Origin of the sequence: Streptomyces griseus, assembly GCF_900460065.1 — a bacterium.
GTDB classification, from domain to species: Bacteria; Actinomycetota; Actinomycetes; order Streptomycetales; family Streptomycetaceae; genus Streptomyces; species Streptomyces griseus.
On sequence record NZ_UAVD01000031.1, the window covers coordinates 50,929 to 73,947 of the forward strand.

Consider the following 23,019-nt stretch of genomic DNA (forward strand, 5'->3'; position numbering starts at 1 on the left):
CGCGCCCTGCCGCCGTGCCGGAGATCTCCCCACCGCCGTGCCGTCCCCGTGCCCCTTCCGCCTGTGGAGTTGTGTTACATGCCCGCCACCTCGCCCAACGAAGAGAAGCTCCGCGACTACCTGAAGCGCGTCACGGCCGATCTCCGGCAGGCCCGGCAGCGTCTGAGCGCGGCGGAGGCCCGCAACCGCGAGCCCATCGCCATCGTGGGCATGGCCTGCCGCTTCCCCGGCGGCATCGGCTCCCCGGAGGACCTGTGGCGCATGGTCGCCGACGGGGCCGAGGGAATCTCCGAGCTGCCCACCGACCGCGGTTGGGACCTCGACGCACTCTTCGACGCCGACCCGCTCCGGGTCGGCACCAGCTACATCCGCGGGGGCGGTTTCCTGCACGGCGCGGCCGAGTTCGACGCGGGGTTCTTCGGGATCTCGCCGCGTGAGGCGCTGGCGATGGACCCGCAGCAGCGGCTGCTGCTGGAGACCGCCTGGGAGACCGTGGAGCGCGCCGGCATCGTCCCCGCCGCACTGCGCGGCGAGAACGTCGGCGTCTTCGTCGGCGCGGTCCCGCAGGACTACGCCCCCCGCCACGGCGACCCGGCAGCCGAGGACGTGGAGGGCTACCTGGCCGTCGGCAACACCACCAGTGTGATGTCCGGCCGGGTCGCGTACACCCTCGGCCTGCGCGGCCCCGCCGTGACCGTCGACACCGCGTGCTCGTCGTCGCTGGTCGCCCTGCACCTCGCCGTACAGGCGCTCCGCCAGGGCGAGTGCACCATGGCCCTGGCCGGCGGTGTCACGGTGATGGCCGCCCCCAACTGGATCGTCGATCTCAGCCGCCAGCAGGGCCTGGCCCCCGACGGCCGTTGCAAGGCGTTCGCCGAGGGCGCCGACGGCTTCGGCCCCGCCGAGGGAGTCGGCCTCCTCCTGGTGGAGCGCCTCTCCGACGCACTGCGCAACGGGCACCGGGTGCTGGCGGTGGTGCGGGGTTCGGCCGTGAACCAGGACGGCGCGTCCAACGGCCTCACCGCCCCCAACGACGAGGCGCAGGAGGACGTCATCGTCCGCGCCCTCGCCAACGCCGGCGTCTCCCCCCGCGATGTGGATGCGGTGGAGGCGCACGGTACGGGGACGCGGTTGGGTGATCCGATCGAGGCGCAGGCGTTGTTGGCGACGTACGGGCAGGGGCGTGAGGAGGGTGCTGCGCTGCTGTTGGGTTCGTTGAAGTCGAACATCGGTCATGCGCAGGCGGCTGCGGGTGTGGCTGGTGTGATCAAGATGGTGATGGCGATGCGGCACGGTGTGTTGCCGCGGACGTTGCATGTGGATGAGCCGTCGTCGCATGTCGACTGGTCCGCGGGTGATGTGTCGTTGCTGACGGAGTCCCGGGAGTGGCCGGAGACGGGCCGTCCGCGCCGCGCGGGCGTCTCCTCCTTCGGTATCAGCGGCACCAACGCCCACGTCATTCTCGAACAGGCCCCCCGCCCGGACGCGCCGGACGAGGCCGAGCCCGGGGCCGTGTCGGAGTCGATGCCGGAGCCGACGCCGGAGTCCGCGTCGGGCACGACCGCCCCCTCCCCGGCCGTTCCCTGGACGCTGTCCGCCCGCACGGCCGAGGGCTTGCGCGAGCAGGCCGCCCGCCTGCTCGCCCACGTGGAGGAGCACACCGGCACCCGTCCGGCAGACGTCGGCCACTCGCTCCTCGCCACGCGGTCGCTGTGGGACCACCGCGCCGTGGTCGTCGGCACCGACGACACCTCCCTCCGCACCGCCCTGGCCGCTGCTGCGGCGGGTGAGCCGGGTGTGGTGTCGGGTGTCGCGGGTGGGGGTGCGCGGCCGGTGTTCGTGTTTCCGGGGCAGGGTGCGCAGTGGTCGCGTATGGGGTTGGAACTCGCTGATGCGTTCCCGGTGTTCGATGCGTCGTTGCGGGAGTGTGCTGCGGCTCTTGCGCCGTTCGTGGGGTGGGATCTGCGGGTGGAGTTGGCGGGTGGTCTGGGCCGGGTGGATGTGGTGCAGCCCGCGTCCTGGGCGGTGATGGTGTCGCTGGCCCGGTTGTGGGAGTCGTTCGGTGTGGTGCCGGCTGCGGTGGTGGGTCATTCGCAGGGTGAGATAGCCGCGGCCGTCGTCGCCGGTGCGCTCTCCCTGGAGGACGGTGCCCGGATCGTTGCTGAGCGCAGTCGGGTGATCGGTGAGCGTCTGGCGGGGCGTGGGGGTATGGCGTCGGTCGCGCTGCCCGCCGAGACGGTACGGGAGAGGGTTGCGGGCTTCGGTGACCGCTTGGCGGTTGCCGCCGTCAACGGCCCTTCGTCGACGGTGGTGTCGGGTGAGCCGGCTGCGTTGGACGAGCTGCTGGCGGCCCTGGAGGGTGAGGAGGTACGCGTCCGGCGTATCGCGGTCGACTACGCGTCGCATTCCTCGCACGTGGAGTCGATCCGTGAGGAACTCCTCGATGTCCTGGTCCCGATCGTTCCGCGTTCGGCGACGGTCCCGTTCTATTCGACGGTGACCGGTGGTCTGCTGGACACCGAGCAGCTCGATGCCGCGTACTGGGTGCGGAACCTCCGGCAGACCGTCGAGTTCGAGGCGACGACGCGGGCGTTGATAGCCGATGGGCTGTCCGCCTTCGTGGAGTGCAGTGCTCACCCGGTTCTGGCTGTGGGTGTGGAGGAGTCCGGTGCGTCCACGGTGGTCGGGTCCCTGCGCCGTGAGGACGGTGGGGCTCAGCGGTTCGTGACGTCCCTGGCACAGGCCTTCGTCAACGGACTGCCCGTCGATCTGGCACCCCTCGTCGCTGACGGACGCGCCGTCGACCTGCCCACGTACGCCTTCCAGGGCACGCACTACTGGCTGCGCCCGACGGCCGGCCGAACCGACTTCAACGCCGCCGGACTGGGCGCCGCCCACCATCCGCTGCTCGGAGCCGTCGTCAGGCTCGCCGACACCGACGGCGCCCTGTTGACCGGGCGCCTCTCGCTCGCCGACCACCCGTGGCTCGCCGACCACACCGTCGACGGACACGTCATCCTGCCCGGCGCGGCCTACGTGGAACTCGCGGTGCGCGCGGGCGACGAGGTCGGTTGCGGACGGCTCGCCGAGCTCACGCTCCAGGCGCCGCTGGAACTGGTCGACGGCAGGCCCGTCGCCGTCCAGGTCGCCGTGGGCACCGCCGAGGCGGACGGCAGCCGCCCCCTGACCGTGCACGCCCGCAGGGACGACTCCGGCGACGCCTCGTGGACGTGCCACGCCACCGGCACCCTCGTTCCGGCCGACGCCGCCGAACCGTCCTTCGGCCTCACCGCCTGGCCGCCGCCCGGTGCCTCCGCCGTCCCTGTCGACACCTTCTACGACGACGTCACCGCCGCAGGGTACGGATACGGCCCCGCCTTCCAGGGGCTGCGCGCCGTGTGGACCGCCGGAGACGAGGTGTACGCCGAGGTCACCTCGGTCGCGCCCGAGGAAGCCGAACGATTCCTGCTGCACCCGGCGGCCCTCGACGCGGCGCTCCACGCGATCCTCGTCCGGACCGGCGACGCCGGAGACACCGCCGCCCTGCGGCTGCCGTTCTCGTGGAGCGGCGTCGAGGTGTACGCCACCGGTACGGCCGACCTGCGCGTCCAGCTCACCCGGACCGGCGACGACACCGTGAGCGTGCGCCTCACCGACACCGACGGGACCCCCGTCGCCCGCGTGGAGTCGCTCGCCCTGCGCGCTCCGGCCACCGACACCCTCGGCACGAAGGGCGCCGCCGACCTCCTGCACGTCGTGTGGGAGCCGATCGCCGGCCTCCCGGCCCCGACCGACGCGGCCGACATCGTCTTCCTGGACACCGGGGCCCCGGATCTCGACACCGTCGCTACCCCCGACGGCCCGGCTCCCGACGTCGTCGCGCTCGCCCTGCCCGACGACGCCACCGACGTGCGCGACCTCGTCGGCTCGGTACTCGCACTGGTCCGTCGTTGGCTCTCCGACGACCGCTGGAGCACCTCGCGGCTCGCCTTCGTCACCCGCCGCGACTCCCTCGCGCACGCCGCCGTCCGGGGTTTCGTACGGTCCGCGCAGACCGAGCACCCCGGTCGCTTCCAACTCCTCGAAACCGAGCGGGACTCCGAGCCGTCGCCGGACGCCGTGGCCGCCGCCCTCGCCACCGGCGAACCGCAGCTCGCCCTCGGCCCGACCGGCGTCAGCACACCTCGCCTCACCCCCGTACCCGCCGACCCCGACACCACCAGCACCCCCATCGACACCGAGGGCACCGTCCTCGTCACCGGCGGCACCGGCACCCTCGGCAGCCTCCTCGCCCGGCACCTCGTCACCGCACACGGCGTGCGCCACCTGCTGCTCCTCAGCCGAGGAGGCCCCGACGCCCCCGGCGCACCCGAACTGGCCGCCGACCTCGCGGCCCACGGAGCCGACGCGCACATCGTCGCCTGCGACGCGGCAGACCGTGACGCCCTCGCCGCAGTCCTCGCCGACATCGACCCCGCGCACCCGCTGACCGCCGTCGTCCACACCGCCGGCGCGCTCGCCGACACCGTCGTCACCTCCCTCACCGACGACCACGTCGACCAGGTGCTCCGCCCCAAGTCCGACGCCGCCCAGCACCTCCACGACCTCACCGCGCACCTCGGCCTCTCCGCCTTCGTGTTCTTCTCCTCCGCCGCCGGCGTCCTCGGCACCGCCGGCCAGGCCAACTACGCGGCTGCCAACGCCTACCTCGACGCCCTCGCCGTCCGGCGCCGGCAGGACGGCCTGCCCGCCGTCTCCCTGGCCTGGGGCTACTGGGAGCAGGCCAGCGGCCTCACCGGCCACCTGGACCGCGGCGACGTGCTGCGCCTCGCCAGGACCGGCGTGGCACCCATGACCACCGCCCAGGGCCTCGCCCTCTTCGACGCAGGCCTGCGCACCCCGCACCCGGCGGTCATTCCGCTCGTACTGGACCGTGCCGCCCTGCGCGACGCCGCCCGCAGCGAGACTCTGTCACCGCTCCTGCGCACGTACGCGCCCCGCCCTCGGCGCCGCACCACCACCGCCGGTGCCGCCCGGGGGGCCTCCGCCGTCAGCGACCTCGCGCGTGCCCTCGTCGGGCTGACGCCCGAGCAGCGGGAGCACACCCTGACGGAACTGGTGCGCGCCCAGGCCGGCGCGGTGCTCGGCCACGACTCGACCGCCGCCGTCGACGCCGGGCAGCCGTTCCGTGCCCTCGGCTTCGACTCACTCGCCGCCGTCGAACTGCGCAACCGCCTCAACACGGCGACCGGCCTGCGCCTGCCGGCCACCGCCGTCTTCGACCACCCGACACCGGACCGCCTCGCCGCCCACATCGGCACCCTGCTCGACGGCGGCCCGGAGGCGCGCACACAGCCGAGTGCCCCAGGTGGCCCGGGTGCCGCGCGCGCCTCCGCCGTCGACGAGCCGATCGCCATCGTCGGCATGGCATGCCGTCTTCCCGGCGGTGTGGGCTCCCCGGAGGAGCTGTGGCAGCTCGTCGCCGACGGTGTCGACGCCGTGTCCCCGTTCCCCACCGACCGCGGCTGGGACATGGACGCGCTGCTCGGAGCCACCGACGGGACCGGCGGCACCTCCTACGTCCGCGAAGGCGGATTCCTCTACGACGCCGCCGACTTCGACGCGGGGTTCTTCGGGATCTCACCGCGTGAGGCGCTGGCGATGGACCCCCAGCAGCGGCTGCTGCTGGAGACGTCCTGGGAGGCGCTGGAGCGGGCCGGAATCGACCCCACGTCGCTCAACGGCACCCGTACCGGCGTTTTCACCGGCGTCATGTACCACGACTACGCCAGCCGTCTCGACCGCGTCCCGGAGGAGGTCGGCGGCTACCTCGCCACCGGTACCTCCGGCAGCGTCGCCTCGGGCCGGGTCGCGTACACCCTGGGCCTCGAAGGCCCGGCCGTGACCGTCGACACCGCGTGCTCGTCGTCGCTGGTCGCCCTGCACCTGGCGGCGCAGGCCCTGCGGCAGGGCGAGTGCACGATGGCCCTCGCCGGCGGCGTCACCGTCCTCTCCAGCCCCAGTGTCTTCTCCGAGTTCAGCCGACAGCAGGGCCTCGCCACCGACGGACGCTGCAAGTCGTTCGCCGACGCCGCCGACGGCACCGGCTGGGCCGAGGGCGTCGGCGTGCTCCTCGTGGAGCGCCTCTCCGATGCCCGCCGCAACGGGCACCGGGTGCTGGCGGTGGTGCGGGGTTCGGCCGTGAACCAGGACGGTGCGTCCAACGGCCTCACCGCCCCCAACGGCCCGGCCCAGCAGCGCGTCATCCGCCAGGCACTGGAGAGCGCCCGCCTGTCCCCGACCGATGTGGATGCGGTGGAGGCGCACGGTACGGGGACGCGGTTGGGTGATCCGATCGAGGCGCAGGCGTTGTTGGCGACGTACGGGCAGGGGCGTGAGGAGGGTGCTGCGCTGCTGTTGGGTTCGTTGAAGTCGAACATCGGTCATGCGCAGGCGGCTGCGGGTGTGGCTGGTGTGATCAAGATGGTGATGGCGATGCGGCACGGTGTGTTGCCGCGGACGTTGCATGTGGATGAGCCGTCGTCGCATGTCGACTGGTCCGCGGGTGATGTGTCGTTGCTGACGGAGTCCCGGGAGTGGCCGGAGACGGGTCGTCCGCGCCGCGCGGGCGTCTCCTCCTTCGGCGTCAGCGGCACCAACGCCCACGTCATCCTCGAAGCCGTCGAGCACACGGACGCCCCCGCGCACTCCACGCCCGCCGTTGGCGGGGGAGCGGCCCCGTGGGTCCTGTCGGCCGCCTCCGAGGACGCCCTGCGCGCCACCGCCGAGAGGCTCCGCACGCACCTCCAGTCCGTGACCGACGCGGATCAGGACCTGCTCTCCGTCGCCGGCGCACTGTTGCGCTCGCGGGCACGACTGGAGCATCGAGCGGTGGTCGTGGGCCATGACCGTGAGGAGCTCCTCGCCGGTCTGTACGCGGTCGCGGCGGGTGAGCCGGGTGTGGTGTCGGGTGTCGCGGGTGCGGGTGCGCGGCCGGTGTTCGTGTTTCCGGGGCAGGGTGCGCAGTGGTCGCGTATGGGGTTGGAACTCGCTGATGCGTTCCCGGTGTTCGACGCGTCGTTGCGGGAGTGTGCTGCGGCTCTTGCGCCGTTTGTGGGGTGGGATCTGCGGGCGGAGTTGGCGGGTGGATTGGGCCGGGTCGATGTGGTGCAGCCCGTGTCGTGGGCGGTGATGGTGTCGCTGGCCCGGTTGTGGGAGTCGTTCGGGGTGGTGCCGGCTGCGGTGGTGGGTCATTCGCAGGGTGAGATTGCTGCGGCTGTGGTGGCGGGTGCGTTGTCGTTGGAGGACGGTGCCCGGATCGTTGCTGAGCGGAGCCGGGTGATCGGTGAGCGTCTGGCGGGGCGTGGGGGTATGGCGTCGGTCGCGCTGCCCGCCGAGACGGTACGGGAGAGGGTTGCGGGCTTCGGTGACCGCTTGGCGGTTGCCGCCGTCAACGGCCCTTCGTCGACGGTGGTGTCGGGTGAGCCGGCTGCGTTGGACGAGCTGCTGGCGGCCCTGGAGGGTGAGGAGGTGCGGGTCCGGCGTATCGCGGTGGACTACGCGTCGCATTCCTCGCACGTGGAGTCGATCCGTGAGGAACTCCTCGACGTTCTTGCCCCGATCGTTCCGCGTTCGGCGACGGTCCCGTTCTATTCGACGGTGACCGGTGGTCTGCTGGACACCGAGCAGCTCGATGCCGCGTACTGGGTGCGGAACCTCCGGCAGACCGTCGAGTTCGAGGCCACGACGAAGGCGCTGATAGCCGACGGGCTGTCCGCCTTCGTCGAGTGCAGCGCCCACCCCGTCCTCGCCGTGGGTGTGGAGGAGTCCGGCGCGTCCACGGTGGTCGGGTCCCTGCGCCGCGAGGACGGTGGGGCTCAGCGGTTCGTGACGTCGCTGGCACAGGCCTTCGTCGAAGGTCTGCCCGTCGACCTGGGTTCCCTGGTGGCCGCTTCGGGGGACACCGTCGACCTGCCGACGTATCCGTTCCAGCGCAGCCGTTTCTGGCTGGAGTCGGGTGAACTGCCGGCGTCGGCGGGTGTGCCGCGGGACGAGGTGGAGGACCGGTTCTGGGAGGCCGTCGAGCGCGAGGACCTGGAGTCGCTGGCGGATTCGCTGGATCTCGACGGCGAGGAGCTGCGGCCTCTGCTTCCCGCCCTCGCGTCCTGGCGGCGGGCCGGCCGCCAGGAGTCCGTGATCGACTCCTGGCGCTACAAGACCGCCTGGCGCCCCGTCTCCGGCACCTCCGTGCCCGTGCTGTCCGGAACCTGGATCGTCGTGGTGCCCGAATCCGCCGGCGATGACGACACGACCGCCTCCCTCGTCCGCATGCTCGGTGCACGGGGCGCCGACGCCGTCACCCTCACCGTCACGGAGGAAGACGCGGACCGGACCCGGCTCGCCGGGCGTGTCCAGGAGGCGCTGGCCGGCCGTCACGACCTGCGGGGCGTGCTGTCGCTGTGGGCGTTCGACGAGAAGCCCACGGAGACCCAGCCGCTGGTCTCTGCGGGCCTCGCGGGCACCGTCTCCCTCGTGCAGGCACTGCGCGACCTCGACGCGACCGCCCCGCTCTGGTGCCTCACCCGGGGTGCCGTCGCCACCGCCCCCTCCGAGACGCTGACCAGTGCCGTGCAGGCACAGGTGTGGGGCGTCGGACGGGTCGCGGCTCTCGAACAGTCCGGCGTCTGGGGCGGGCTCGTCGACCTCCCCGACACCCCCGACGAGCGCGCGCTGCGCAGGCTCTGCGGCATCCTCGCGGAGCCGGCCGGAGAGGACCAGCTCGCCGTCCGCGCCGGCGGAGTCGTCGCCCGGCGCATGGTGCGCGCCTCTCTCGGCCGTACCGCCCCGGCCCGCCGCTGGCGGCCCGACGGCACCGTGCTCATCACGGGCGGACTCGGTGCCCTCGGCGCCCACGTGGCCCGGTGGCTCGCCCGTGAGGGCGCCCCCCATCTCGTCCTCACCAGCCGACGCGGCGGCGACGCCCCGGGGGCCGATGACCTGGCGCGGGAGCTCACCGGACTCGGCGCACGGGTCACCGTCGCGGCCTGCGACATCGCCGACCGCGACGCCGTCGAAGCACTTGTCACCGGCCTCGCGGACCAGGGCGACCCCGTGCGCGCCGTCATGCACGCCGCCGTCCAGGCGGAACTCGCTCCGCTCGCCGACGCGACCCCCGACCACTTCGCCGCGCTCCTCGGAGCCAAGGTCGCCGGCGCCGAACACCTCGACTCGCTCCTCGGCGAGGACGTGGACGCCTTCGTGCTCTTCTCGTCCATCGCCGGCTTCTGGGGCAGCGGCGACCACGCGGCCTACGCCGCTGCCAACGCCCACCTGGACGCACTCGCCGAACGCCGCCGTGCACGAGGCCTCGCCGCCACGTCGATCGCCTGGGGGATCTGGGACGCGTACAACGACTGGGACTCCCTCAGCGCCACCGAGCGCCGTACGATCACCGACCGCGCCGTTCAGCAGGGCCTTCCGCTGCTCGACCCCGAGGCCGCGTGCACCGGACTGCGCCAGGCGCTCGACCACGACGAGACGTTCGTCGCCATCGCCGACATCGCCTGGGAGCCCTTCGCCACCCTCTTCACCTCGGTCCGGCCGAGCGCCCTGATACGGGAGATACCCGAGGCGACCGCACCGGATTCCGCCGCACCCGGCGACACCACCGGACACGACGCCGCGACGCTGCTCCGCAGGCTCGAAGGGCTGCCCCGCGAGGACCGGGAACGCGAACTCGTCGACCTGGTGCGCTCCCAGGCCGCAGCCGTCCTGGGCCACGCCACGACCGACCAGGTGGGTCTGGACCGGGCCTTCCGTGACCTGGGCTTCGACTCGCTCACCGCCGTCGACCTCCGTAACCGCCTCAAGGCCGCCACCGGGGAGCGGCTGTCCGCGACCGTCGTCTTCGACCACCCGACCCCCGCCGAGCTGGCCGCCCACCTCCACGACCGTTGCTTCCCGGACGCCGACGGCCGGCCGCAGGCGTCGGTCCCGGCCGTGACGGCTGTCGCCGCGCTCCACGACGAGCCGGTCGCGATCGTCGGCATGGCCTGCCGGCTGCCGGGCGGCGTCACCACCCCGGAGGAGCTGTGGCAGCTCCTCCGGGACGGCGGAGACGCGATCACCGGCTTCCCGGAGAACCGCGGCTGGGACCTGGACGGTCTCTACGACCCCGATCCCGCCACCCCCGGTAAGACCTATGCCCGCGACGGCGGATTCCTCCACGACGCGGCGGAGTTCGACGCGGGGTTCTTCGGGATCTCGCCGCGTGAGGCGCTGGCGATGGACCCGCAGCAGCGGCTGCTGCTGGAGACGTCCTGGGAAGCGATCGAGCACGCCGGCATCGACCCCACGGTCCTCAAGGGCACCCGCACCGGTACCTTCATCGGCGCCAACCCGTCGGACTACCGGGCGGCCATGGGACAGGCGCCGGTGGGCTACGAGGGCCACCTCGTCACCGGAGGCCACAACAGCGTCGTCTCCGGCCGGATCGCCTACACCTTCGGCCTCGAAGGCCCGGCCGTCACCGTCGACACCGCCTGCTCGTCATCGCTGACCGCGCTGCACCTCGCCGCCCAGGCAGTGAAGCAGGGCGAGTGCGACATGGCCCTCGCCGGCGGAGTGGCCATCATGTCGACCCCTGAGGGCTTCATCGGCTTCAGCCGCCAGCGAGGCCTGTCGCACGACGGCCGCTGCCGCACCTTCTCCAGCGACGCCGAGGGCATCGGCCTCTCCGAGGGCGTCGGAGTGATCCTCCTGGAGCGCCTCTCGGACGCCCACCGCAACGGGCACCCGGTACTCGCCGTCATCCGTGGCTCCGCCACCAACCAGGACGGTGCGTCCAACGGACTGAGCGCCCCCAACGGTCCCTCGCAGCAGCGCGTCATCCGCCAGGCCCTCGCCAACGCCGGCCTGACCACCGCCGAGGTCGACGCGGTGGAGGCGCACGGTACCGGTACCACGCTGGGTGACCCGATCGAGGCGCAGGCCCTGCTGGCCACCTATGGCCAGGACCGCACGGACGGGCACCCGCTGTATCTGGGTTCGCTGAAGTCCAACATCGGCCACCCGCAGGCTGCCGCAGGCATCGCGGGCGTGGTCAAGACCGTGCTCGCCCTCCAGCACGGCGTCCTGCCGCGGACGTTGCATGTGGAGGAGCCGTCGCCGGAGGTGGATTGGGCGTCGGGTGCGGTGGAGTTGTTGGTGCGTGAGCGTGAGTGGCCTCGGACGGGTCGTCCGCGTCGGGCGGCGGTGTCCGGGTTCGGTATCAGCGGGACGAATGCGCATGTGGTGTTGGAGCAGGCGCCTGTTTCGTCGGGTGGGGTGGTGCCGGTTCCTGAGGTGGAGCCGTCTGGTGCTGTTGGTGCTGTTGGTGGTGTTGGTGTGGTGCCGTGGGTGGTGTCGGCGCGGTCGGAGGTGGCGTTGGCGGATCAGGTGGGTCGGTTGGCGTCGTTTGTGGGTGGGCGGCCTGGTGTGAGTGTGCTGGATGTGGGTGCGTCGTTGTTGGGGCGTGCGGGGTTGGATCATCGGGTGGTGTTCGCGGGGCGTGACCGGGAGTCGTTGTTGTCGGCTGTGGTGACGGGTCCGGGTGCGGCTTCGGCTGTGGGTGTGGTGGGTGTGGGTGATGGTCGGTTGGGGTTCCTGTTTGCGGGTCAGGGGTCTCAGCGGGTTGGTATGGGTGTGGAGTTGGCTGCTGCTTTTCCGGTGTTCGGTGGGGTGTGGCGGGAGGTGTGGTCGTTGTTGGGGCTGTCGCCGGATGAGGTGGCGGTGGAGCGGACGGGGTGGGCTCAGCCTGCGTTGTTTGCTTTTGAGGTGGCGTTGTTCCGGTTGGTGGAGTCGTGGGGTGTGCGGCCGGAGGTGGTGGCTGGTCATTCGGTGGGTGAGGTTGCTGCTGCTCATGTGGCGGGTGTGTTGTCGTTGGGTGATGCGGTGCGGTTGGTGGAGGCGCGTGGGCGGTTGATGGAGGGGTTGCCGGAGGGTGGGGTGATGGTTGCGGTTGGTGCTTCGGAGGCGGAGGTTGTGGGTGCGATTGCGGCGCATCCTCGGGGGGAGTGGGTGTCGGTGGCGGCGGTGAATGGTCCGTCGTCGGTGGTGGTGTCGGGTGTGCGGGGTGTGGTGGAGGAGGTTGTCGGGGGGTTTGTGGGGCGTGGTGTTCGGGTGCGGCGGTTGGGTGTGTCGCATGCGTTTCATTCGGTGTTGATGGAGCCGATGTTGGGTGAGTTCCGGGGGGTGTTGGAGTCTTTGGAGTTTGGTGTTCCGTCGGTTGATTTTGTGTCGTCGGTGGGGGGTGGTGGTGATGTCGGTTCGGTGGAGTACTGGGTGCGGCATGCGCGTGCTGAGGTGCGGTTTGCTGATGTGGTGGGGGAGTTGGGGGGTCGTGGGCTGACGGCTTTGGTGGAGGTGGGGCCGGATGCGACGTTGACGGGGATGGCGGGTCAGGTGCTGGCTGATCCGGGTGGTCCGGTGTTGGTGGCGTTGTGTCGTAAGGGTCGTGACGAGGCTGTGTCGGTGGTCGAGGGCATCGGCAGGGTGTGGGCGTGTGGTGTTGCGGTTGACTGGGCGTCGTTGTGTGGGGGTGGCCGGCGGGTTGATCTGCCGACGTATGCCTTCCAGCGTGACCATTACTGGCTTCCCAAGGCTCATGGGTCGGGTGACGCGGAGGGTCTCGGGCTCTCCAACACGGGGCATCCGCTCCTCAGCGCAGCCCTCCCCATGGCCGACGGTGGGAGTGTGGTGCTGACCGGCCGCGTCGGGCGTACTTCTCATGCCTGGGTCGCCGACCATCAGGTCGGTGGTGTGGTGCTTCTGCCGGGGACGGCGTTCGTGGAGCTCGCGGTGCGGGCCGGGGACGAGGTCGGGTGCGGCCGGGTCGAGGAGCTGACGCTCCAGGCCCCCCTGATCCTCCCGGAGCGGGGCGGTGTGCGGCTCCAGGTCGTGGTCGAGGGACCGGACGCCACGGGCGGCCGACCCGTCGCCGTGCACTCGCGTCCCGACGACGGCGACACCTGGACCCTCCACGCCACCGGACTGCTCACCGAGCCCGGCGCGCTGCCCGCCGGTGACGCGGAGAACTGGCCGCCCGCCGACGCCGAACGCATCGAACTGGACGGCTTCTACGAGGGGCTGGCCGATCGCGGCTACCACTACGGGAACGCCTTCCGCGGCCTGACGTCCGCGTGGCGCCATGGCTCGGACATCCTCGCGGAGGTGGCCCTGCCCGAGGACAACGACGCCGCTTCCTACGGCATTCACCCCGCTCTGCTGGACGCCTCACTGCACCCCGCGCTTCTCGACGCGGCGGGCTCCGACGACGAGAACGTCCGCCTGCCGTTCTCGTTCAACGGAGTGGAGCTGCACGCCTCCGGCGCGGCAGCGGCACGGGTGCGCATCGCCTGGGCCGGAACCGACACCGTCGCGCTCACGCTGCTCGACGCGGCGGGACACACCGTGGCCGTGATCGACGGCCTCGTCTCCCGCCCCGTGAAGGGCGAGCTCGGTGCGGCGGTCGGCAGCAGCTCCCTGTTCCACCTGGACTGGAAGCGGGCAGCCGACGCCGCGACCGCGGCCCCCGTGCTCGGCGGCGGACGGTGGGCCGTTCTCCAGCACCCGGACGCCGACGTCCTGTCGGCCCTCAAGGACGCCGCGGATTCCGTCGACACGTGTGCCGACCTGGACGAGCTGATCGCGCTCATGGACGCGGGCACGGCAGCACCCGACACCGTGGTGCTGGCCATGCCGTCCACCACCGGAGCAGTCGACGACGGCCTGACCGCAGCGGTGCACCGACGCACCGCCGAGGCACTGGCCACCGCACAGCGGTGGCTCGCCGACGAACGTTTCGCGGGTTCCCGGCTCGTCTGCGTCACCCGCGGTGCCGTATCGACCGCGGGTGACGCCGTCACCGATCTGCCGGGCGCCGCCCTGTGGGGCCTGGTGCGCTCCGCGCAGGCCGAGCACCCCGCCAGGTTCGCCCTCGTCGACATCGACGACTCCGTCGTCTCGTGGGACGTACTCGCCGAGGCAGCCGCCTCCGGTCAGGACCAACTCGCGCTCCGGGCCGGCACGCGGCTCACGCCGGTGCTCGCCGCCGCGGGAGCCGCACCCGAGGACGCCCCGGACGTCCGCCTGGACGCCGGCACCGTTCTCGTCACCGGAGGCACCGGCACCCTCGGCGGACTCGTGGCCCGCCACCTGGTCACCCGGCACGGCGTGCGCCGGCTGCTGCTGACCAGCCGGCGCGGACGGGACGCCGACGGCGTCACCGAACTCGTCGCCGACCTCACCGCGGCCGGGGCGACACAGGTCACGGTCGCCGCGTGCGACACCGCCGACCCTGCCGCCCTCGCCGACGTGCTCGCCGGTTTCGGCGACGACGACCCGCTGAGCGGCGTGGTCCACGCCGCGGGCGTGACGGACGACGGCATCGTCGGCGGCCTCACCCCCGAACAGCTCGCACGGGTTCTGCGGCCCAAGGTCGACGCCGCCGTCAACCTGCACCGGCTGACGCGGCACATGAACCTTGCCGCCTTCGTCCTCTTCTCCTCGTTCAGCGGCGTGCTGGGCAGCGCGGGACAGGCCAACTACGCCTCCGCCAACGCCTTCCTCGACGCTCTCGCCCAGCACCGCAGGACCCTCGGGCTGCCCGGTGTGTCCCTGGCCTGGGGCCTGTGGGAGCAGAGCAGCGGCATCACCGCCCGCCTCGACCGCGGTGACCTGGCGCGCGGCAGCCGGGCGGGCGTCCGCGCCCTGACCACCGAGCAGGCGCTCGCCCTGTTCGACCGGGGGCTCACGGCGGACCGGGCGCTGCTCGTCCCGGTGGCGCTCGACCAGCGGGCACTGGCCGCCCGAGCGGTCACCGAACCCGTGCCCCAGATCTTCCGCGACCTGGTCCGGGTGCCCGCCCGCCGCATGGCGGCGGCACACCCCGGCACCGGCGGCCAGGACGGACCGACGCTCGCCGAGCGCCTCGCCACCGTCCCGGCCGAGAAGCGTGACGCGTTGCTCCTGGACGTCGTCCGGGGCCACGCCGCGACGGTGCTGGGGCACGGAAGCCCCGGCACCGTGGCCGCGGAGACCGGCTTCCTCGACCAGGGCTTCGACTCCCTCACGGCCGTCGAACTGCGCAACCGGCTCGCCGTCGAATCCGGACTGCGCCTGCCCGCCACCGTCATCTTCGACTACCCGACGCCGACGGCTCTCGCCCGCTACCTCGGCGACGAGCTCGCCGTGGTCGACGGCACGGACCCCCGGGCAGCCGAGGAAGGCCGCGTCCGCCAGGCCCTCTCCGCCATCCCGCTCAACCGGCTCCGGGAGGCCGGCGTGCTCGAAACGCTGGTTCGCCTCGCCGGACTGGAATCCGCGGATGCCGCCGTCGGGACACCCGACCACGACGGGGACCCCGAGGGCACGGCAGAGGGCGACGGGGCCGCCGGGATCGACGACATGGACCTCGACGACCTTCTCCGCCTCGCCGAGAACGACCAGTGACCTCCGACCGCGCCGAAGCCAAGGAACGAGCCATGACTCCATCCCAGGACAACGCCGCCGACCGGTCGGACCACGACAAGGTCGTCGGTGCCCTCCGGAACACGCTCAAGGAAGCCGAGCGGCTGCGACGGGAGAACGCCCGGCTGACGGCCGCCGCCGCCGAGCCCGTCGCGATCGTCGGCATGGCCTGCCGCTACCCCGGTGGCGTCGGCTCTCCGGAGGAACTGTGGGACCTGGTCGCCGAGGGACGCGACGCGGTGTCCGGCTTCCCCGCCGACCGCGGCTGGAACCTCGACACGCTGTACGACCCGGACCCGGACGCCCCGGGTAAGTCGTACGTGCGTGAGGGCGGGTTCCTGTACGACGCGGCGGAGTTCGACGCGGGGTTCTTCGGGATCTCGCCGCGTGAGGCGCTGGCGATGGACCCGCAGCAGCGGCTGCTGCTGGAGACGTCCTGGGAAGCGATCGAGCGGGCCGGGATCGACCCCACGTCCCTCAAGGGCACCCGTACCGGTGTCTACGCGGGGATCATGTACCACGACTACGGCGCCCCGATGGACCAAGTGCCCCAGGATGTCGAGGCGTTCATCGGCACCGGCAACGCGGGCAGTGTGCTGTCCGGCCGGATCGCCTACAGCTTCGGCCTCGAAGGTCCCGCCGTCACCCTCGACACCGCCTGCTCGTCGTCGCTGACCGCGCTGCACCTCGCCGTGACCGCTCTCCGACAGGGCGAGTGCACGATGGCTCTCGCCGCCGGGGTGACCGTCCTCGCCACACCCGACGTGTTCATCGGTTTCAGCCGGCAGCGTGGTCTGTCACCGGACGGGCGGTGCAAGGCGTTCGCCGCTTCGGCCGACGGCACGGGCTGGGCGGAGGGTGCGGGCGTCCTGCTCGTCGAGCGTCTCTCGGACGCCGTCCGCAACGGCCACCCCGTGCTGGCCGTCGTCCGCGGCACCGCCGTCAACCAGGACGGTGCCAGCAGTGGCCTCACCGCCCCCAACGGCCCCGCCCAGCAGCGGGTCATCCGCCAGGCGCTCGCCGCCGCCCGGCTCTCTGCCGCCGAGGTCGACGCGGTGGAGGCGCACGGTACCGGTACCACGCTGGGTGACCCGATCGAGGCGCAGGCCCTGCTGGCCACCTATGGCCAGGACCGCACGGACGGGCACCCGCTGTATCTCGGCTCGCTGAAGTCCAACATCGGTCATGCCCAGGCAGCCGCCGGCATGGGCGGCGTCATGAAGATGGTCATGGCCATGCACCACGGAGTGCTGCCCAAGTCCCTGCACCTGGACGACCCGACCCCCAAGGTCGACTGGAACAGCGGGGACATCGCCCTGCTCACCGAGCGCCGCGGCTGGCCGGAGACCGGCCGCCCGCGCCGGGCGGCGGTGTCCTCCTTCGGCGCCAGCGGGACGAATGCGCATGTGGTGTTGGAGCAGGCGCCTGTTTCGTCGGGTGGGGTGGTGCCGGTTCCTGGGGTGGAGCCGTCTGAGGCTGTGGGTGCTGTTGGTGGTGTGGTGCCGTGGGTGGTGTCGGCGCGGTCGGAGGTGGCGTTGGCGGATCAGGTGGGTCGGTTGGCGTCGTTTGTGGGTGGGCGGCCTGGTGTGGGTGTGCTGGATGTGGGTGCGTCGTTGTTGGGGCGTGCGGGGTTGGATCATCGGGCGGTGTTCGTGGGGCGTGATCTCGATGGGTTGAGGGCGGCGTTGTCGTCCGGTGTCGAGGGTGCGGCTTCGGCTGTGGGTGTGGTGGGTGTGGGTGATGGTCGGTTGGGGTTCCTGTTTGCGGGTCAGGGGTCTCAGCGGGTTGGTATGGGTGTGGAGTTGGCTGCTGCTTTTCCGGTGTTCGGTGGGGTGTGGCGGGAGGTGTGGTCGTTGTTGGGGCTGTCGCCGGATGAGGTGGCGGTGGAGCGGACGGGGTGGGCTCAGCCTGCGTTGTTTGCTTTTGAGGTGGCGTTGTTCCGGTTGGTGGAGTCGTGGGGTGTGCGGCCGGAGGTGGTGGCTGGTCATTCGGTGGGTGAGGTTGCTGCTGCTCATGTGGCGGGTGTGTTGTCGTTGGGTGATGCGGTGCGGTTGGTGGAGGCGCGTGGGCGGTTGATGGAGGGGTTGCCGGAGGGTGGGGTGATGGTTGCGGTTGGTGCTTCGGAGGCGGAGGTTGTGGGTGCGATTGCGGCGCATCCTCGGGGGGAGTGGGTGTCGGTGGCGGCGGTGAATGGTCCGTCGTCGGTGGTGGTGTCGGGTGTGCGGGGTGTGGTGGAGGAGGTTGTCGGGGGGTTTGTGGGGCGTGGTGTTCGGGTGCGGCGGTTGGGTGTGTCGCATGCGTTTCATTCGGTGTTGATGGAGCCGATGTTGGGTGAGTTCCGGGGGGTGTTGGAGTCTTTGGAGTTTGGTGTTCCGTCGGTTGATTTTGTGTCGTCGGTGGGGGGTGGTGGTGATGTCGGTTCGGTGGAGTACTGGGTGCGGCATGCGCGTGCTGAGGTGCGGTTTGCTGATGTGGTGGGGGAGTTGGGGGGTCGTGGGCTGACGGCTTTGGTGGAGGTGGGGCCGGATGCGACGTTGACGGGGATGGCGGGTCAGGTGCTGGCTGATCCGGGTGGTCCGGTGTTGGTGGCGTTGTGTCGTAAGGGTCGTGACGAGGCTGTGTCGGTGGTCGAGGGCATCGGCAGGGTGTGGGCGTGTGGTGTTGCGGTTGACTGGGCGTTGTTGTGTGGGGGTGGCCGGCGGGTTGATCTGCCGACGTATGCCTTCCAGCGCGACCACTACTGGCTCCAGCGCAGCAGCGGCGCCTGATCCCGTGGGCCTCGGCCTTTCCGGCACCGGACACCCTCTCCTCGGGCGGCGGTTCCGCTGGCCGACGGTGGGAGTGTGGTGCTGACCGGGCTCGGACGCGGAGCACAGCCTGGGTGGCCGATCACCAGGTCGGTGGTGTGGTGCTTCTGCCGGGGACGGCGTTCGTGGAGCTCGCGGTGCGGGCCGGGGACGAGGTCGGGTGCGGCCGGGTCGAGGAGCTGACGCTCCAGGCCCCCCTGATCCTCCCGGAGCGGGGCGGTGTGCGGCTCCAGGTCGTGGTCGAGGGACCTGACGCCACGGGCGGCCGACCCGTCGCCGTGCACTCGCGTCCCGACGACGGCGACACCTGGACCCTCCACGCCACCGGACTCCTGACCGAACCCGTCGGCGCCGAACCGGACGACCTGGCGGTCTGGCCGCCCGCCGACGCGGAGCCGGTCGATCTCACTTCCTTCTACGACGAGCTGGCCGATGCCGGTTCGTCGTACGGGCCGGTCTTCCGGGGTCTGCGGGCCGCCTGGCGGAGTGCCGGGGAGGTCTTCGCGGAGGTGGCTCTGCCCGACGGGGTGGACGCCGCCGGTTTTGGTGTGCACCCGGCGCTGCTGGACGCCGCCCTGCACCCCATCGGCCTCGGCGGACTCGTCGACGCCCACCAGGGCGTCACCCTGCTTCCCTTCTCCTTCGGCGGGGTCGAACTGCACGCCTCCGGCGCGTCCGTCGTCCGCGTACGTCTCACCCCGGTCGGGGGCGACTCCGTGTCGCTGCTCGTCGCGGACGCGGCGGGGGAGCCGGTGGTGTCCGTGAAGGCGCTGACGCTGCGCCCCGTCTCCGCGGAGGCCCTGCGCGCGTCGTCCGCCGGCCACGACTCGCTCTACCGCATCGACTGGGTCCCGCTCGCCGCCGCTGAGGGCCCCGCGCCGGCCGCCGTCGTCCTCGGCGCGGCATCCGAACTCGACGACGTCGCCGCCCGCGGAATACCCGAACTCCTCGTGACGTACGTGGATCCCGCCGCCGACGTGCGGCGGGCGGTCGGCGACACCCTGGTCCTGCTGCAACGACTCCTCGGCGACACCCGGTACGACACGACCCCTCTCGCTGCCGTCACCCGGGCCGGAGCCCTCGCCCACACGGCGGTGTGGGGTCTGCTCAGGACCGCGCAGACCGAGAACCCGGGGAGGTTCTTCCTGCTGGAGACCGACCAGGACCTGTACGACGTGGCCGAGGTGGCGAGCGCCGTGGCAACCGGAGAAAGTCAACTCCGCAGCGCCGAAGGCCGGTTGTTCGGCCCCCGACTGGCCCGCGCTGTCTCCGCCGACACGCTGCCCGTGCCCTCGGGCGCCCCCAACTGGCGGCTCGCGGTGCGCGGCGGCACCGGCACCCTGGAAGACCTGGTGCTGGCGCCGCTGCCCGACCCCGCGGACGAGCCCCTGCGCCCCGGCGAGGTGCGGGTCGCCGTCCGCGCCGCAGGCCTCAACTTCCGCGACATCCTCATCGCCCTCGGCATGTACCCCGGCGGCGGGGACGCGCCCGCGATCGGCAACGAGGCCGCCGGCGTCGTCGTCGAGACCGGACCCGGCGTCCCGGACCTGCTCCCCGGCGACCGCGTGTTCGGGCTCCTGCCCGACTCCATCGGACCCGTCGCCCGCACCGACCACCGGTTCCTCGCCCGGCTGCCCGAGGGCTGGTCGTACGAGACCGCCGCAGCCACCCCGGTCGCCTTCCTGACGGCGTGGATGGGGTTGGTGGAGCTTGCGGGTGTGCGGGCGGGTGACGCGGTGCTGGTGCACGCGGGTGCTGGTGGTGTGGGGATGGCGGCGGTGCAGGTGGCGCGTCATCTGGGTGCGGAGGTGTTCGCGACGGCGAGTGAGGGGAAGTGGGGTGCGCTGCGGGATCTGGGTCTGGACGAGGCGCACATCGCGTCGTCCAGGTCGCTGGAGTTCCGTGAGCGGTTCCTCGCCGCGACCGACGGCCGCGGCATGGACGTCATCCTCAACTCGCTCTCCGGCGAGTACGTGGACGCCTCGCTCGATCTGCTGCCCCGGGGCGGCCGGTTCATCGAGATGGGCAAGACGGACCTCCGCGACGCCGACACCGTGCGCTCCGTCCACGAAGGTGTGGAGTACCGGGCCTTCGATCTGATCGAGGCGGGTGCGGAGCGGATCGGTGGGTGGCTGGCCGGGGTGGTGGGTCTGCTGGAGGGGGGTGTGCTGGAGCCGTTGCCGGTGGTGTCGTGGGATGTGCGTCGTGCGCGGGAGGCGTTCCGGTATGTGAGTCAGGCGCGGCATGTGGGCAAGGTGGTGCTGTCGGTGCCGCGGGTGCTGGGTGCCGGGGGCACGGTGTTGGTGACGGGTGGTACGGGCACGTTGGGTGCTCTGGTGGCCCGGCATCTGGTGTCGGTGCACGGGGTGCGTCGTCTGGTGCTGGCTTCGCGTCGGGGTGGTGCGGCCGAGGGTGTGGCCGAGCTGGTGGTGGAGCTGGAGAAGAGTGGTGCGGTGGTGACGGTGGTGGCGTGTGATGCCGCTGACCGGGATCAGCTCGCGCGGACCCTCGCGGCGATCCCCGCCGAACATCCCCTCACCGCCGTGATCCACACGGCGGGCGTCGTCGACGACGCGGTGCTGACCTCGCTCACCCCCGAGCAGGTCGAGCGGGTGCTGCGGCCCAAGGTCGACGCCGCCGTCAACCTCGACGAGCTCACCGCGGGAACGGACCTGGCCGCCTTCGTCCTCTACTCCTCCGTCGGCGGCATCCTCGGCGGCGCCGGCCAGGGCAACTACGCGGCGGCCAACGCCTTCCTGGACGGGCTCGCCGAACGCCGGCGCGCCCGCGGTCTGCCGGGGCAGTCCCTGGCCTGGGGACTCTGGGAGGAGGCCAGCGGCATGACCGGCCACCTCGGGAGCGGCGACCGCGCCCGCACCGACCGGTCCGGGGTCCGCGCGCTCACCTCGGAAGAAGGCCTCGCCCTGTTCGACGCGGCCCTCGCCACCGACGAGGCCCTCCTCATACCGGTGGGCCTGGACCTCGCGACCCTGCGGGCGCGCGCCACGGCCGAGGAGGTGCCCGGTCTGTTCCGCGGGCTCGTCCGGACGTCGGGCCGCCGCACCGCCGGTGTCGTGAACGCCTCGGGCGCCGACGCGCTGCGCCGCCGGATCGAAGCCGCCTCCGGCGCCGAACAGCACCGGATCGTCCTCGACCTGGTGCGGCAGCAGGCGGCCGCGGTACTCGGGCTCGGGGAGACCGGCCGTGTCGAGACCGAACGCCCCTTCCGCGAAGCGGGCTTCGACTCCCTGACCGGCGTCGAACTGCGCAACCGGCTGGGCGCGGCCACGGGAGTGCGCCTCTCCCCGACCTCCGTGTTCGACCACCCCACACCGGCTGCGCTCACCGAGCACCTGCTGGAACAGCTCGCCCCGGGCGACGGGGGCGCGTCCCCGGGCGGCGACCGGGCCGAGGCCGACTTCCGCCGCGCACTGGCGGACGTACCGCTCTCCGCGCTGCGCGACGCGGGCGTCCTGAGCCTCCTGCGCCGCCTGACCGGCTTCGAGGACGAGACGGAAGGACCGGAGACGGCAGAACACGATGCCGCCTCCATCGCGGACATGGACGTCGACGCGCTCGTCGACATGGCGCTGCACAAGAACGAAGCATGACGCGACACCGAGACGGAGCTGGCATGACCACATCGACCGACAAACTCGTCGCAGCACTTCGGGCGTCGCTGACAGAGGCGGAAGAACTGCGCCGCCGCAACAAGGAACTGACGGCCGCCCAGAGCGAGCCCGTCGCCATCGTGGGCATGGCCTGCCGCTACCCGGGAGGCGTACGGAGTCCCGAGGACCTGTGGAACCTCGTCGCCGACGAGGCCGACGCCATGTCGGCCTTTCCGGCGGACCGCGGCTGGGACCTCGACGCCCTCTTCGACCCGGACGCGTCCCGAGGCGGCACCAGCTATGTCCGCGAGGGCGGATTCGTGCACAGCGCGGGGGAGTTCGACGCCGAGTTCTTCCACATCTCCCCGCGCGAGGCGCTCGCGATGGACCCCCAGCAGCGGCTGCTGCTGGAGACCGCCTGGGAGGCCGTGGAGCGCGCCGGCATCGACGCCGACACGCTCAAGGGCAGCCGGACCGGCGTCTTCATCGGCTCGGGAACCCCCGGCTACGGCGCCGGTCTCAAGGACGCACCGGAGGAGGTCCAGGGCTACACCCTGACCGGCCTCGCCACCAGCGTGGTCTCCGGCCGGGTGGCCTACGCCTTCGGCCTCGAAGGCCCGGCCGTCACCGTCGACACCGCGTGCTCGTCGTCGCTGGTCGCCCTGCACCTCGCCGTCCAGGCCCTGCGCCAGGGCGAGTGCACCATGGCCCTCGCCGGCGGCGTCACCGTCATGTCCGACCCAGGAGTCTTCGCCGAGTTCAGCCGACAGGGGGGACTCTCGCCCGACGGGCGCTGCAAGGCGTTCGCCGACGCCGCCGACGGCACCGGCTGGGCCGAGGGTGTCGGCGTCCTCCTCGTCGAGCGCCTGTCGGACGCCGTCCGCAACGGGCACCGGGTGCTGGCGGTGGTGCGGGGTTCGGCCGTGAACCAGGACGGTGCGTCCAACGGGCTCACCGCCCCCAACGGTCCCTCGCAGCAGCGCGTCATCCGCCAGGCCCTCGACAACGCACGCCTGACCGTCGACCAGGTGGACGCCGTCGAGGCGCACGGCACGGGCACCACGCTCGGCGACCCGATCGAGGCGCAGGCCCTC

At 72.2% G+C, this 23,019-nt stretch carries 2 protein-coding genes and 1 pseudogene; all 3 read left to right on the forward strand.

All coding sequences use genetic code 11. From position 1 onward, the window contains the following. The first annotated feature begins 63 nt into the window (after positions 1-63). On the forward strand, positions 64-15,489 hold the full coding sequence (locus DTB53_RS22970) for a type I polyketide synthase (protein WP_440862149.1): 15,426 nt from the start codon (positions 64-66) through the stop codon (positions 15,487-15,489). Then, a pseudogene (locus DTB53_RS38110) lies at positions 15,486-21,925 on the forward strand (SDR family NAD(P)-dependent oxidoreductase). The gene DTB53_RS22970 and the pseudogene DTB53_RS38110 overlap by 4 nt, the downstream one beginning before the upstream one ends. Positions 21,926-21,993: 68 nt before the next feature. Continuing rightward, a partial coding sequence (locus DTB53_RS38115; RefSeq protein ID WP_440862150.1) for a beta-ketoacyl synthase N-terminal-like domain-containing protein occupies positions 21,994-23,019 on the forward strand: 1,026 nt, incomplete at its 3' end.